The organism is Rhodococcus sp. AW25M09, from assembly GCF_000333955.1.
Lineage (GTDB): Bacteria > Actinomycetota > Actinomycetes > Mycobacteriales > Mycobacteriaceae > Rhodococcoides.
This window is the reverse complement of record NZ_CAPS01000122.1, coordinates 1-13972: the sequence shown is the minus strand read 5'-3', so window position 1 is coordinate 13972 and position 13972 is coordinate 1. Positions and strand designations below refer to the sequence as shown.

Below are 13972 nucleotides of genomic sequence, written 5' to 3'. Positions count from 1 at the left end.
GATCCTCGAGAACATGGAGATCGGCCACAACGTCATGCACGGCCAGTGGGACTGGATGAACGATCCGGAGATCCACTCGTCGGTGTGGGATTGGGATACCGCGTCCACCGCCGTCTCGTGGAAACACTCGCACAATTACGTGCACCACACGTACACGAACATTCGCGGCAAGGACAAGGATCTCGGTTACGAGATCATGCGGGTCGACCCACGTCAGAAGTGGAGTCCCGTCTACCTGGCCCAGCCGTTTTACAACGTTCTGCTGATGGCCTTCTTCGAGTGGGGCGTGGCACTACACGACCTGGATCTCGAGGCCCTTCGTCGTGGCGAGAAGAGCACCAAAGAACTCGTCGAGGACCTCAAGGGCATCGGCGTCAAGGCTCGCAAGCAGTTCGTCAAGGACTACGTGGGCTGGCCGCTGATCAGCGCAGGTGCCTTCGCATTGGCGCAGTTGGCGTCGGGCGGTCGTGTGCCGGAGAGCAAGAGGTCTCGTCTGGCGTCCAAGCTGCGTGGATCGGCTCGGTTCGGCAAGAACCGTAGGACCGCAGCGTTGATGGATTCACGCCTCAGTGGTGTCGAGAGCACGTTCCTCTCTACGGTGGCCGCCAACTTCACCGCCAATATCATTCGCAACGTCTGGTCGAACGCAATCATCTTCTGCGGTCATTTCCCGGACCAGGCCTACACCTTCAGCCAGGAAGAGGTCGAGAACGAGACCCGCGGCGGATGGTACGTCCGTCAGTTGGTCGGAGCCGCGAACATCGACGGTGGTCCACTGTTCCACCTGATGAGCGGCAACCTGAGCTACCAGGTGGAGCACCACCTGTACCCGGACATGCCCAGCACTCGGTACTCGGACGTCGCGCCGAAGATCAAGGACATCTGCGAGCGCTACGAATTGCCCTACAACACCGGACCGTTCTTTCAGCAGTGGGGCATGGTCCAGCGGACCATCGCAAGGCTGGCGTTCCCGGGCGGCAAGATGCGGCCGAAGCCGGGGCCCTACCGCCCCGAAGAGAGCTGGCGTCGCAAGTTCGCCGAGGGTGCCACCAAGGACAGCGAGGCCGCTAAGACGCGAGGCCGCGTTCCGGCGGGTCATCCCGCAGCCGGTCCGGAGCACAATTCCGGTGGTGTCGATGTTCAGCCGCCGCCCCGCGGCGACGACTGAAGCGAGTAGAACTTCCCAGCACGCTCCGATAACCGCGGCCACCCGAAACCGGGTGGCCGCGGTTTCTCGTTGCCGCGAGACCTCAGGCGGACCTCAGGATCCGTCGGTACCGTCTGGTTCAGGGGCGTGACGATTGGGTCAGCGGTGTGGGGACGCAGAGGTGTTCGCGTGTCCATCGACCACAATCGGGACGTGTTCGACAGTGCCCGGGTGGCAGCGTCGTACGTGGAGTACGCCGGTCCGACCGATGGCTTCCTCGATCGTGGGGAGGCGGCGGCATTGGTCGCTGCGGCCGGAGTCGCGCGCGGTACACCGGTGTTGGATGTCGGCGTCGGCAGTGGCCGCACCACGGCCATGTTGCGACTGATGAGCGAGAGTTATGTTGCGATCGACTACGCACCAACCATGGTCGACGCCTTCCGCCGGAACTTCCCGGATATGCAGGCGCACGTGGCCGACGCGCGCAATCTGAAGGACTTCGCGGACGGCGAATTCGGTCTGATCGTGTTCAGCAACAACGGAATCGACACCGTGACACACGAGGAGCGAAGGCTGGTTCTCGCAGAATTTCACCGAGTACTCGGGGCGTCGGGAGTGTTGGTGTTCTCCACACTCAACCGCAACGGTCCGTCGTTCGGCGAAACTCCGTTTCAGTTGAGCCGGCCGACTCAGCCGTTCAGATTCTCGCCGAAACGGGCGGCGACCGCCATCGGTCGTCGGCTGCTCGACCCTGCCGGAGTGGTTCTCGGCGTGCGAAATTGGTGGTCGGCCAAAAACCGAGTCGACGACCGCGGCGCATGGGCCATTGCTCCACTCGCAGCGCACGACTTCGCGCCGTTCATGCATTTCACCACTGTGCCGGACGCGCGGACTCTGGTGACGGAAGCCGGGTTCACAGTCGCGCGGATCTTCGCCGACGACGGTTCGGTTGTGGATCCCGACACTGTGGAAAGCTCTGCCGACAACTTCACGATTCTCGCGCGCAAGTAGAGCGTCAGCTCAGTCGTTCGAGCGCTTCGGTCATCTTCTCCACCGTCTCGGGTGCGACTTTCGCTTCGAACCCTGCCTTCAGGAACGGGCCGGCAACCTTTGCGGCACCGTTGAACTCGACGCGAGCGTGGTAGTCGATTTTCGTCGACTGCGGGCCCTGCGCCGTCAGAGTGATGTCGTCGGTGCTGGTGGCTGTCTTGTTCTCACCTTCGAGCACGATGTGGTTCGGTTCGTCGGTGACCAACGTGTAGGTCAGCTCCGTGGTGATCCCGAACAACTTCGAGGTGTTGTGCCACTGCGTTCCTGTCGCGACCGGACCATCGGAAATCTGTGTGCAGCTCTGAGTCCCGGGATCCCATTGCGAAGCATTGGCGAAGTCGCGGAGAAATTCCGCGGCGTTCTCGATCGAGACTGCGGCGGTGAAGGTTCGGGTGACGTCGACCATGAGAATTCTCTTTCTTTCGGTGTGGATCAGTCCTCGACGGTGACGCCGAGATGTTCTGCGAGCCTGCGCATGGTGGCGACGATCTGTTCCTCGGTCACCCGGGGAAAGCCGGCCATCGCACGGAACTCCGGGTCGGTGACGCGAGACCAGTCGTAGACCTGGGTCAGCGCGGTACGGTCCTGCGCTGATTCTTCGAGTTCCCACGACCACCGCGTACCGCGAGGGTCCATACCCTGGCGCCGCGGAATCCAGCCGATTCGGCGGTCCTGCTCGAACACGAAGACGGTGTTCTCCATGACGTACTCGCCCAGTTCCGGCTGGTACATGTCCATCGCGAAGGTGTCGCCCACCGCGGTCAACGGCATCGGGTCGATTGCACCTCGCAGCATCTCGGAGCCATCGATCGCAGCCTGGACCTCGGGGTTGGCCAGCGCCGTGAACACCGAGGCAGGGGGCGCGTCGATGACGCGGCGAACAGTCAACTCGTCGGTCATGGGGCAGGCCTTTCGGTAACAGCATTGTTGGTCTCGGACTACCCGTGTCCATTCGGAAGGAAACTCTGTCGTTGGTTTTGCCTCGCAGTGGACACAGCGACGAAACACGACCGCCACGAGGTATTCGTACAGTCGCCGGGTCGGACTCCGCAAAATCCAGCTGCGGAGCGCACACCGTGTCAAGGGGTAGCCATGAGTGGAAATACCGTCCGCCTGCAGGCGATCAAGGACGTCGAGGCCTATGTACCGCCAGCGGTCAGCTTCGTCGGAGACGAGAAGCCGGGCGAGATCTTCGGTGAGAACGTCTTCAGCAAGGTCGTCATGCAGAAGCGTCTGCCCAAATCGGTCTTCAAGTCGGTGATGGCGACGATCGACAAAGGCAAGAAACTCGACCCCATGGTTGCCGACGCGGTCGCGTCGGCGATGAAGGACTGGGCCCTCGAGAAGGGTGCGACGCATTATGCGCACGTGTTCTACCCCCTCACCGGGTTGACGGCCGAAAAGCACGACAGCTTCTTCGACCCCGTCGGGGACGGCAGCGCGCTCGCCGAATTCGCAGGCAAGACGCTCATACAAGGCGAGCCAGACGCATCGAGTTTCCCCAACGGCGGCCTGCGCAACACGTTCGAGGCTCGCGGGTACACCGGTTGGGACGTCACCAGCCCGGCGTACGTGCTCGAGAACCCGAACGGCAACACCCTGTGTATCCCGACGGTGTTCGTCTCGATGACCGGTGAAGCACTCGACCACAAGACGCCGCTGCTGCGATCGCAGCAGGCCATGGGTGGTCACGCCGAGCGCATCCTGAAGCTCTTCGGGCACGAGGACATCGAGAACATCGTCTCGTTCTGCGGCCCGGAGCAGGAATACTTCCTCGTCGATCGTCACTTTTTCCTCGCCCGCCCGGATCTGCTCAATTCCGGTCGTACGTTGTTCGGCTCGAAGCCGCCCAAGGGCCAGGAATTCGACGACCACTACTTCGGAGCCATTCCCGAGCGAGTGCTCGGCTTCATGATGGATACCGAACGCGAGCTGTTCAAGCTCGGCATTCCCGCCAAGACCAGGCACAACGAGGTTGCGCCCGGACAGTTCGAGATCGCGCCGATGTTCGAGCGCGGCAACATTGCAGCCGATCACCAGCAGTTGCTGATGACGACGTTCAAGACGATCGCCAAGAAGCACGGCATGGAGTGCCTGTTCCACGAGAAGCCTTTCGAAGGCGTCAACGGCTCCGGCAAGCACGTGAACTTCTCCCTCGGAAACTCCGAACTCGGATCGCTGCTGGTACCCGGCGACAATCCGCACGACAACGCGCAGTTCCTCGTCTTCTGCGCCGCTGTGATCCGCGCGGTACACAAGTACGGCGGTCTGCTGCGCGCCTCGGTGGCGTCGGCGACCAACGATCACCGCCTCGGGGCCAACGAGGCTCCGCCCGCGATCATCTCGATCTTCCTGGGCGATCAGTTGGCCGACGTGTTCGATCAGATCGCCAAGGGAGCGGCAACGTCCTCGAAGGACAAGGGCACCATGATGATCGGTGCCGACACACTGCCGATCCTGCCGACCGATCCCGGCGACCGTAACCGGACGAGCCCATTCGCGTTCACCGGCAACCGGTTCGAGTTCCGCGCGCCAGGCTCGATGCAGACCGTCAACGGCCCGATGGTCACGATCAACACGATCATGGCCGAGGCACTGGACTACATGGCGACCAACCTCGAAGCCGCCGTCGCCGAGGGCACCGACTTCGACACCGCCGTGCAGAACCTGCTGACGGAAATCATCACCGAACACGGGGCCGTCGTCTTCAACGGTGACGGCTACTCCGACAACTGGCAGGTCGAGGCGGAGGCGCGCGGCTTGCCGAACCTGCGTACGACGCTCGACGCGCTTCCAGAGCTCATCTCGGACTCGGCGATGGAGCTGTTCGAGAAGTACAAGGTCTTCAACCACCGAGAGATGCACTCGCGCTACGAGATCGGACTCGAGCAGTACGCGCTGACGGTGTTCGTCGAAGCGCGCCTGACCCTCGAGATGGGCCAGACATCCATTCTGCCTGCGGCCGTGCGCTACCAGACGGAGCTGGCGCAGAACGTCAGTGCGCTCAAGGGCGCCGGTGTCGAAGACGTGGACATGACTGCGCTGCAGTCTGTATCGGCTCCGGTCGCGGACCTGCGGTCGGCGTTGGCGACGTTGAAGGGTGCGTTGGAGGCCGATCCGGGCGGAGACGCTCTCGCCGAGGCCGCCCATGCCAAGGACGAACTGCTCCCTGCCATGGCGGCCGTCCGATCTGTAGCGGACATTCTCGAAGCAATGGTGGCCGACGATCTGTGGCCGCTGCCGACGTATCAGGAGATGCTGTACATCCTGTAGGCGCCTGCGGCAGTGGTGTGGCTCAGTTCCAGGGTCGTTTCGCAGGCTCCACTCCTGCGTGCCTTCTGGGGGACTTATCCACACCACTGCGTGAGCAATGTCTCGGACCGGAATAGCTTCGTGGATCTCGATCGTTCGAGTGATGAGTGGCAATACTGTGCACGCACTCGTGAGGAGAGAAGAGATCCATGAAGTTGTTTTCCCCGTTGACCCTCGGTGACTCGAAGCTCGACAACCGCCTGGTGATGGCTCCGCTGACACGTGTGCGTTCGGGCCGCGACGGCGTGCCGGGCCCCATGGTGGTCGAGCATTACAAGCAGCGCGCGTCACTGGGTCTGATCGTCAGCGAAGGCACCTACCCGAGCCATGCGGGCCAGGGCTTCCCGGGTCAGCCCGGTTTGGTGACCGATGAGCAGATCGAAGGTTGGCGCAACGTCGCGGCCGCTGTCCACGCCGACGGCGGATTGATCTTCTCGCAGGTGATGCACGCGGGCCGGGTGACGCACGAGGCCACGACCGGCGGCTACGAGGTCGTCGGACCCAGTGCTATCGCCATCGAGGGTGATACCCACACGTACGACGGAAAGAAGCCGTACCCCACCCCTCGTGCGCTGCGCGAGGACGAGTTGCCGTCGGTGATCGAGGAATTCGTGCAGGCATCGAAGAACGCGATCGCCGCCGGAATGGACGGCGTCGAGGTTCACGGTGCCAACGGCTACTTGTTGCACGAATTTCTCTCGCCTGCATCGAACCGCCGAGACGACGCGTACGGCGGCTCGCCGGAGAACCGCGCGCGATTCGTGGCCGAGGTTGTCGAAGCGGTGGTGGCAGCTCTCGGTGCGGGCAAGGTGGGAATTCGTATCTCTCCCGAGCACAACATTCAGGATGCGCTCGAGACGGATGCCGACGACGTGCGTGCCACCTACCGGGCGTTGGTCGACCGGATCGCACCACTGGGTCTGGCGTATCTCAGCGTGCTGCACAAGTATCCGGCCGGCGAGCTGGTCCAGGATCTGCGTCAGGCATTCGGTGGTCCGGTACTCGTCAACAGCGGCTTCGGTGAGATCACCAACCGCGACGAGGCGCTCTCGTTGCTCGACAACGGAATCGGCGATGCCGTCGTCGTGGGCCGTCCGGCGATCGCCAATCCCGATCTTGCCTACCGCTGGCGCGAGGATCTGCCGTTGAACGAGCCGGACCCGAGCACCTTCTACACCGATGGTGCCCAGGGCTACACGGACTACCCCGCCCTGCAGCACTGACGACAGCGTCCGACGTTTGCCCACCAGACATTCACATGCCCACCGTCACAGGTGGGCATGTGAACAAACTGTGGGTTCACGGTCGGCGGTGCGAGGCTGGACCGTCCTGACTCCGTCCTGGTCGTGACGGCGCCGTGACCCGGTAGTATCGGACAAAACTCGCACAAGACGACCTCGAGGAATCATGGACAGCGATAAACCCGGGCCGGACACGGCTCCCCGCACTACATCCACTACGTGCGAGGCGGTGTCCGGCGAATGAGCGTTCTGCTCACTCTCTTGCTCGGGCTGCTCGTCGTATTCCTCATCACTGTCGCGACCGGCTACTTCGTAGCCCAGGAATTCGCGTACATGACCGTCGACCGGTCCCGGCTCGAGGCGCGCGCCGAAGCCGGCGACGCCGTCGCGGCCCGCACTTTGGCAGTCACCAAGCGCACGTCTTTCATGCTGTCCGGCGCACAGCTGGGCATCACGGTCACCGGACTGCTGGTCGGATACGTTGCCGAACCGCTGATCGGCCAGTCGTTCGGCACGATACTGGGTGGTGCCGGGGTGCCGACAGCCGTCGGTGTAGGCCTCGGTGCCGTTCTGGCGCTTGCGTTCTCGACCTTCGTGCAGATGCTCTTCGGTGAACTGTTCCCGAAGAACTTCGCCATCGCCCGTCCCGAACCGGTGGCCCGATGGCTCTCGCGGTCGACGACCATCTACCTCCGGCTCTTCGGCTGGTTGATCACCATTTTCGACCAGTCGTCGAACCTGTTGCTCAAAGCGCTGAAGATCGAACCCGTGCACGATGTGGAGCACTCGGCCAGTCCCCGCGATCTCGAACACATCGTCTCGGATTCGCGCGAGACGGGCGACCTCCCCGAAGAGCTGTCGACCTTGCTCGATCGCATTCTCGACTTCCCGACGCGAAACGTCGAGCACGCCATGATCCCGCGTTCGCGTGCCGCGACGGTGCGCGATACCGACACCCTCGGTGAGGTCAAATCCATTATGGGACAGGAACATTCGCGTTATCCGGTGCTCGACGAGGACGACGGTATCGTGGGTGTGGTCCACCTGCACGACGTGCTGGCCAGCGTCGAGCCCGATGCCACGCCGATCGCCGGTCTGACCCGCGACGCGCTGATTCTGCCCGAGATGCAGAGCCTGCCCGACGCGATGCGAGAGCTGCGGGCAACACGTAACCAATTGGCCTGTGTCATCGATGAATACGGCGGACTGACCGGCGTCATCACCATAGAGGACCTGGCCGAGGAATTGGTCGGAGAAATAACCGACGAGCACGATGACGGCGTCGTGGACCCGAGCCCGGTCAGCGCCGACGACGGTAGCTGGACGATGGCGGGCGAGGTGCACATCGACGAGGTCGAACGCGCGATCGGAATCGATCTGCCCGACGGCGACTACGAGACCATCGCCGGATTCGCCATCGCACACCACGGTTCGCTGCCGGCGGTAGGTACGCGAGTCGAAGTAGATCTGCCGCCGGACAACGCAGATCTGGCCAACGACGACGAGGCACCGGTCCGATTCGTCACCATCGAGGTGCAGGAGATCGACAGTCACGTGCCGTCACTGCTCACCCTCACCATCGACGAGCGGGCAACCGAGCACGACGAGAATTCGGCCGAGTCCGACACTGCGGGAGCGCATCGATGAGCAATATCTGGGTCTTTCTCGCCGTCACCGTCGGTCTCATCGCAGCGAGTGCGTTCTTCGTCGCAGTGGAGTTCGCGTTGCTTGCGGCCAAGCGGCATCGTCTCGAGGACGCTGCGCCGAACTCGCGCTCTGCTCGGGCCGCATTGCGTAGCTCCACCGAGTTGACGGTGCTGCTCGCTGGGTCGCAGCTCGGCATCACCGTCTGTACCCTCGCCCTCGGTGCGACAACCAAACCTGCTGTGCACTACTGGCTCACGCCGTTGTTCGAGAGCATCGGCCTGCCGTACTGGTTTGCCGATGTTCTCGGATTCGTCCTCGCGTTGATCATCGTCACGTTCCTGCACCTGGTCGTCGGCGAAATGGCTCCGAAGTCGTGGGCCATCGCGCATCCGGAGAAGTCGGCCACGATGCTCGCACTTCCCATGCGCGGATTCATGTTCGTCACGCGTCCGGTTCTGACGATCTTGAACAACATGGCCAACTGGTGCCTGCACAAGGTCGGTGTGGAACCGGCCGACCAGCTGGGGTCCGGCCAGAACGCGGACGATCTGCGTCAGCTCGTGGCGCATTCGGTCAACGTCGGAGCGCTCGATGCCAGCTATCAGGCTCAGATCTCGGGGGCGTTGGAGTTGCAGGATCTGACCGTCGGCGATCTGGTCGGCCAGAGCGCCGCACCCACGTCCGTACCCTCCTCGGCGTCGATCGACGACGTGCGGGAGGCGTCGCGCATCAGCGGGCATCTCAGGATTCTCGTCAGTGATGACGACGTGGTGAAAGGTGTTGTACACGTGCGGGATACGCTGACCGATCCGCACGATCTGGCGCAGATCACCCGTCCGGCCTACACGCTCGAGTCCACCACGCCGGTGTACGTGGCGCTGGCGTCGATGCGGGAGACCCGGCACCACCTGGCGCTGGTGGTGGATGCGTCGGTGGGGGCGGGCGAGCGCTCACGCACGATCGGCGTCGTCACGCTTTCGGATGTGCTGACGCGACTGCTGCCCGAACCTGTCTGATTCGATTTTCGGCACTTCGACGAGACATCCCCGCCCGGCCTTCGCGGCCGAGCGGGGATGTCTCGTAGTGCGTCGTATCCGAAGCGGATCAGACCGGGGCGACGACCAGCAGGTGTGCCCAGTACGACGCGATGTCGTGGCCGAGTTGGGGAAGCAGCACGTCGTAGAGCAGGTAGGACATCATTGCCGTCGAACTCCTTGTTCAGCGGGTCGTCGCCGACTCGCGTACCGAGACTGTAGGTCATTGAGACTGTAGATGACCCGGCCTTCGGCGGCATCCATAACGCCTACCGGACTCACCCCGATGTGCAGAGCCCCGGCCGAGGGCACGTCAGCCGATGCAGCCCTGCAGGGTGGTGAAGCTGCCCGCGATTCCGGCACCCTCGCACACCGCGCCCTCGGGGGTGAGGGTGATGGTCGAGCCCGGTGCGGCGATCGCGATCGACAACCCGAGACCGGCTGCGGTGTTCTGGGCTACGGCACCCGGACCGAAGGCGATCGCGGCGGGCGCGCCGCCGAAACTGCCGTTGCTGACTGCGGTTCCGCCGTTCAGACCGAGCGCCAGAGCCGCTGCATTGTTCATGGCCTCGGCCGAGCCCCAGCCTTCGAGTCCCAGGCCGGCCGCAGCGCTCGCGACGTCGGCCGAGCTGTCGCACTGAGATCCGCCGACCAGCGCAGCGATGTCCACACCTCCGGGTGCGGTGGTGCAGGCGACCGGTGCCGCAGAAGCAGTGCCGGGGACCAGGGCAGCGAACGTGCAAGCGATTCCGAATGCTGCCGCTCCGCCGAGAATTCTCTTGGTGTGGAACATGGTGAATGCCTCCCGAGGTCAGTGTGCCGGCACCGGCGTGCCGACTGGGGCGGTCGCTGGGTCAGTTCTGCTCGGGACCCGACTCCCTACCTTCGAGTGTCGCCCTGTCGGGCTGCGGCGAGGATTCATCAAGATCTCGAAGGCGTCTCGTTACTGCAACGGCAAGATAACGCGGAAACGGACGCGGTGGGTCTATACGATGACCCCATGATCGGGCGCATCGACGAAATCGTCTTCGACTGCACGGAGCCGGCGTTGCTGGCGCGGTTCTGGGCCGGGGTGCTCGGCGGCGAACCGGCAGTGCGGGACGACTCGTGGCACGTCGTCGATGTTCCCGGGTTCACTCGGTTGGCGTTTCAGCGAGTGCCTGAGGGGAAGGCCGGCAAGAATCGGCTTCACCTCGACGTCGACGTGCCGAGCATCGACGATGCAGTGGTGCAAGCGATGTCGCTCGGTGCCACGGTGCTCGGTGAGCGGCACTCCGACGCGGCCGGTTCCTTTCAAGTGCTGCTCGATCCCGAGGGCAACGAGTGGTGCCTGGTGACCCCGCCTGCGTGAGCTCCGATAGGTCAGCGCGCGTCGTGCTCGGCGCGCGATTCGAGAACGGCAGGCATCGAGCCCTCGATGAGTTCGATGAGGTCGCTCAATCGGGTGCCGACGTCGCGACCCAGCGGCGTGAGGCCGTACTCCACCTTCGGTGGAATGGTCTCGAGCACGGTGCGAACGACCAGGCCGTCCCGCTCGAGGGTCTGCAAGGTCTGCGACAGCATGCGTTCACTGACGCCGTCGACGCGTCGGCGCAGCGCGTTGAATCGGTAATCGCCTTCGGTGAGGGCGGCGAGGGCCAGGACCCCCCACCTGCTCGTGGCGTTCTGGAGCGTCTGCCTCGACTCGCAGTCACGTGCGAAGACGGATGCTTCGAGTGACACTGTGGGATCGGACATTCCACAATGTTAGCGCATGCGGAAGCGTGAGTGATTATCCTTGGGGTTGCACTGCACTAAAAGTAAGTGCATGATGAGCGGGAACTTGAAACATCAACCTCAGGAGTCGGCATGACCACAGCAGTGACCGGAGCAACGGGCAACCTCGGCGGACTCGTCATCGATGCACTCCTCAGGCGCGGCATCGCACCCGAGGGCATCGTTGCCGTGGTTCGCAATGCGGACAAGGCTGCCTCGCTCTCTGAACGCGGTGTCGTGGTCCGCGTTGCGGACTACAGCGACTCCGCCGCGATGACGGCCGCGCTCGCGGGCGTGGACAAGTTGCTCCTCGTCTCCGGTTCGGAGGTCGGTCAGCGAATTGCGCAGCACAGCAACGTGATCGACGCCGCCGAGGCCGCGGGGGTCGGCCTGATCGCGTACACCAGCCTGCTCGCAGCCGATACCTCGGGAGTGAGCCTGGCGCCAGAGCACAAAGCCACCGAGGAACGACTGACTGCGTCGGCAATCCCCGCTGTCTTCCTACGCAACGGCTGGTACTGGGAGAACTACCTCGGCTCGCTCGCTCAGACCGTCGACGGCGGAGTGCTGCTGGGCGCGGCAGGCAACGGCAGAATCGCCGCTGCGTCGCGCGCGGATTACGCAGACGCGGCCGCGGCCGTGCTGACCGGCGACGACCAGGGCGGAAAGATCTACGAACTCGGCGGCGACGAGCGCCTGACGTACACGGAACTGGCCGCCGTCATCGCGAACATCTCCGGCAAGCCGGTGGTCTACAAGGACGTCGGTGAATCCGAATACGCCGGGATCCTTGCCGGCGCGGGCCTGCCTGATTTCGTGGCAACCATGCTCGCCAGCGCCGACGCGGGGATCTCCCGCGGCGAACTCGATACCGACTCCGGTGATCTGCAGGCCCTGATCGGTCGCCCATCCACCCCGGTGGCCGAGGTGCTTCGCGCCGCAGTCTGACGGGGAACGCGGGGGTGCGGGCGGCACTTGTACCGTGGGCCCGGTGAATCACACCCAGACCCGTACCTTGTTCCTGGCCGCCACTGCGTCGCTCGTCCTGCTGACGGGGGCGTGCAGTTCGGATTCGGAGACCTCCGCAACGACGAGCTCCAGCACCACCTCCGCTTCAGCCGAGGCAGCGGCGACCAGCGGTTGCCCCACGGCCGCCCCCGATGCGTCGGCGAGCCCCGAGTGGACGCTGGACGGAGACACCGGCAGTATCTCCGTCGTCGGATCCACGGACACCGCGGCACCGGCGGTCACCGTCGAGGCACCGTTCAGCGTCGCCGAGACCCAGGTCGAGACATTGAAGGCCGGGGACGGCCCGATCGTCGCGGACGATGCGACGGTGTCGGTCTGCTATGCAGGTGTGAACGGACGCGACGGATCGACGTTCGACAGCAGCTACGAACGCGGTGTACCCGTCGACTTCCCACTGGGCGGTGTCGTGGCGGGCTTCCAGAAGGCCATCGCCGGACAGACCGTCGGCTCGACCGTCGCAGTCGCCGTCACCTCGGCCGACGGTTACCCGAGCGGTAACCCGGGGGCAGGAATCGAACCGGGAGACAGCTTGATCTTCGCGATTGCGATCCTGTCCGCGAGCTGAGTGCCTCCGGCAGTGCGGTTATGCGCCGTAGGGGGCACTCGACCGCACTGCGGCTCCGCCGCGCTTACACCGTGGAGAGCTGCTGAATCGTCGTCGCGCCACCCGGGGTGGGCGTGGTGGTGATGAAGTTCGAGTCGTACCCCAGCGATTCGACGACGCCGCGGATCTCGCGGAACTGCTCGACGCTGACGTCGGGCGTGCGCTTGAGCACAAAGCCGGACGTGCGGTTGGGGCTTCCGACGAACGCCCATGAGTAGTCGTCGGCGATATAGGCCACGATGTAGTTGGTCGGCCCGTCGAGACCGTCCTGGGTGGGCACTCCTGGGAAGCTCACGTGCAGTTGCGCATTGGTGACGGTGTCGTTGACGCGCGCGTTGCCGAGGATGCGGTTCTCCTCACCGGTCCAGGTGGTGCAGGTGTTCTCGACGCTGATGTTCAACGGATCGATCAGCTGGTAGTTGGCCTGGGTGTCGCGTGCGCAGATCAGGTTGAACGGCTGCGGCACTGCGGCGATCTGGTTCCAGGTGCCGAGGTAGCGATCGATGTCCAGCGAGGGGACCGGACCCAGGGGATCGAGGCCGACGGAGCCCAGGGGGCCGACCGGCTGTGCCTGCGCCGGTGCTGCGGCCAGCAGTGCCCCGATGGCGAGGGCTCCGGCGAGTGCGGTACGGCCGAGTGAGTTGCGGATCTTCATGAATTCGCTCCTTCTGTTGTGGTGCTGCTGGAATCGATCTTGTTCGGCCACCAGATTCGTGGGCCGATCAGGGTGAACAGGGCGGGGATGACGACGGTACGCACTACGAAGGTATCGAGCAGAATACCGAGTCCGACGATGATGCCGAGCTGGGTCAGGGTGATCAGCGGCAGCACACCGAGTACGCAGAACACCGCTGCCAGAACGATTCCCGCGCTCGTGATGACGCCGCCGGTGGCCGATACCGCCCGCACGATGGCAGCTCTGGTTCCGTGTCGATGCGTTTCCTCACGCGTGCGTGTGACCAAGAAGATGGTGTAGTCCACGCCGAGGGCAACGAGGAACAGGAACGCGAACAGTGGGGTGTTGTCGTCGAGGGCAGGAAATCCGAAGATGTGCAGACTCACCCAGCTGCCGATGCCGATCGCGGCCACTGCGCTCAGTACCGTTGTGGCGACCAGGATCAGGGGTGCGACAACCGCACGCAGAAGCAGCAGG

Annotated in this window: 15 protein-coding genes; 9 read left to right on the top strand and 6 right to left on the bottom strand. The window is 64.0% G+C overall.

Annotated features, from left to right (window positions below; all coding sequences use genetic code 11):
* Together RHODMAR_RS23560 and RHODMAR_RS23555 are read left to right on the top strand one after the other, a co-directional pair.
* The coding region (locus RHODMAR_RS23560) for a fatty acid desaturase family protein (RefSeq protein ID WP_042940187.1) at positions 1-1168 on the top strand (1168 nt) is incomplete at its 5' end.
* Positions 1169-1336: 168 nt separating this feature from the next.
* On the top strand, positions 1337-2158 hold the full coding sequence (locus RHODMAR_RS23555; protein ID WP_008719684.1) for a class I SAM-dependent methyltransferase: 822 nt from the start codon (positions 1337-1339) through the stop codon (positions 2156-2158).
* 4 nt (positions 2159-2162) lie between these two features.
* On the opposite strand, the gene RHODMAR_RS23550 is transcribed toward RHODMAR_RS23555, so the two are convergent.
* Both RHODMAR_RS23550 and RHODMAR_RS23545 read right to left on the bottom strand, forming a co-directional pair.
* Complete coding sequence (locus tag RHODMAR_RS23550; RefSeq protein WP_008719682.1) at positions 2163-2603, bottom strand: SRPBCC family protein; 441 nt, start codon at positions 2601-2603, stop codon at positions 2163-2165.
* 26 nt (positions 2604-2629) lie between these two features.
* Entirely contained in the window at positions 2630-3097 is a 468-nt protein-coding gene (locus tag RHODMAR_RS23545) for an SRPBCC domain-containing protein (protein WP_008719681.1), read from the bottom strand.
* A 192-nt stretch (positions 3098-3289) separates the two neighbouring features.
* On the opposite strand from RHODMAR_RS23545, the gene RHODMAR_RS23540 reads away from it, so the two are divergent.
* From RHODMAR_RS23540 to RHODMAR_RS23525, 4 genes are all read left to right on the top strand, one after another.
* Positions 3290-5470: a glutamine synthetase III family protein gene (locus tag RHODMAR_RS23540; protein ID WP_008719679.1), complete on the top strand. Its 2181-nt coding sequence runs from the start codon at positions 3290-3292 to the stop codon at positions 5468-5470.
* Between the two features lie 188 nt (positions 5471-5658).
* Positions 5659-6732 (top strand): alkene reductase, encoded by a 1074-nt coding sequence (locus RHODMAR_RS23535; RefSeq protein WP_008719677.1) that lies wholly within the window; start codon positions 5659-5661, stop codon positions 6730-6732.
* A gap of 258 nt (positions 6733-6990) precedes the next feature.
* Positions 6991-8397 (top strand): hemolysin family protein, encoded by a 1407-nt coding sequence (locus RHODMAR_RS23530; protein WP_008719675.1) that lies wholly within the window; start codon positions 6991-6993, stop codon positions 8395-8397.
* Positions 8394-9413, top strand: coding sequence for a hemolysin family protein (locus RHODMAR_RS23525; RefSeq protein WP_008719673.1), 1020 nt, complete (start codon positions 8394-8396; stop codon positions 9411-9413). The genes RHODMAR_RS23530 and RHODMAR_RS23525 overlap by 4 nt, the downstream gene beginning before the upstream one ends.
* Before the next feature lie 331 nt (positions 9414-9744).
* Here RHODMAR_RS23525 and RHODMAR_RS23520 read toward each other — a convergent pair whose 3' ends face one another.
* Positions 9745-10224, bottom strand: coding sequence for a DUF6764 family protein (locus RHODMAR_RS23520; RefSeq protein ID WP_008719671.1), 480 nt, complete (start codon positions 10222-10224; stop codon positions 9745-9747).
* A gap of 207 nt (positions 10225-10431) precedes the next feature.
* Between RHODMAR_RS23520 and RHODMAR_RS23515 the strand changes: the two genes are divergently transcribed.
* A complete protein-coding gene (locus RHODMAR_RS23515) occupies positions 10432-10782 on the top strand; it encodes a VOC family protein (protein ID WP_008719670.1) in 351 nt (116 codons plus the stop codon).
* Between the two features lie 11 nt (positions 10783-10793).
* Here RHODMAR_RS23515 and RHODMAR_RS23510 read toward each other — a convergent pair whose 3' ends face one another.
* A complete protein-coding gene (locus RHODMAR_RS23510) occupies positions 10794-11168 on the bottom strand; it encodes a winged helix-turn-helix transcriptional regulator (protein ID WP_008719668.1) in 375 nt (124 codons plus the stop codon).
* A 111-nt stretch (positions 11169-11279) separates the two neighbouring features.
* Between RHODMAR_RS23510 and RHODMAR_RS23505 the strand changes: the two genes are divergently transcribed.
* Positions 11280-12134, top strand: coding sequence for an SDR family oxidoreductase (locus RHODMAR_RS23505; RefSeq protein WP_008719667.1), 855 nt, complete (start codon positions 11280-11282; stop codon positions 12132-12134).
* Between the two features lie 34 nt (positions 12135-12168).
* Complete coding sequence (locus RHODMAR_RS23500; protein ID WP_008719665.1) at positions 12169-12780, top strand: FKBP-type peptidyl-prolyl cis-trans isomerase; 612 nt, start codon at positions 12169-12171, stop codon at positions 12778-12780.
* Positions 12781-12844: 64 nt separating this feature from the next.
* Here the strand turns inward: RHODMAR_RS23500 and RHODMAR_RS23495 are convergent, their stop codons facing one another.
* Together RHODMAR_RS23495 and RHODMAR_RS23490 are read right to left on the bottom strand one after the other, a co-directional pair.
* The gene (locus RHODMAR_RS23495) at positions 12845-13474 is read right to left on the bottom strand and encodes a lipocalin family protein (protein WP_008719663.1); all 630 of its coding nucleotides are present in this window, start codon (positions 13472-13474) and stop codon (positions 12845-12847) included.
* A partial coding sequence (locus tag RHODMAR_RS23490; protein WP_008719661.1) for an MMPL family transporter occupies positions 13471-13972 on the bottom strand: 502 nt, incomplete at its 5' end. The genes RHODMAR_RS23495 and RHODMAR_RS23490, both read right to left, overlap by 4 nt.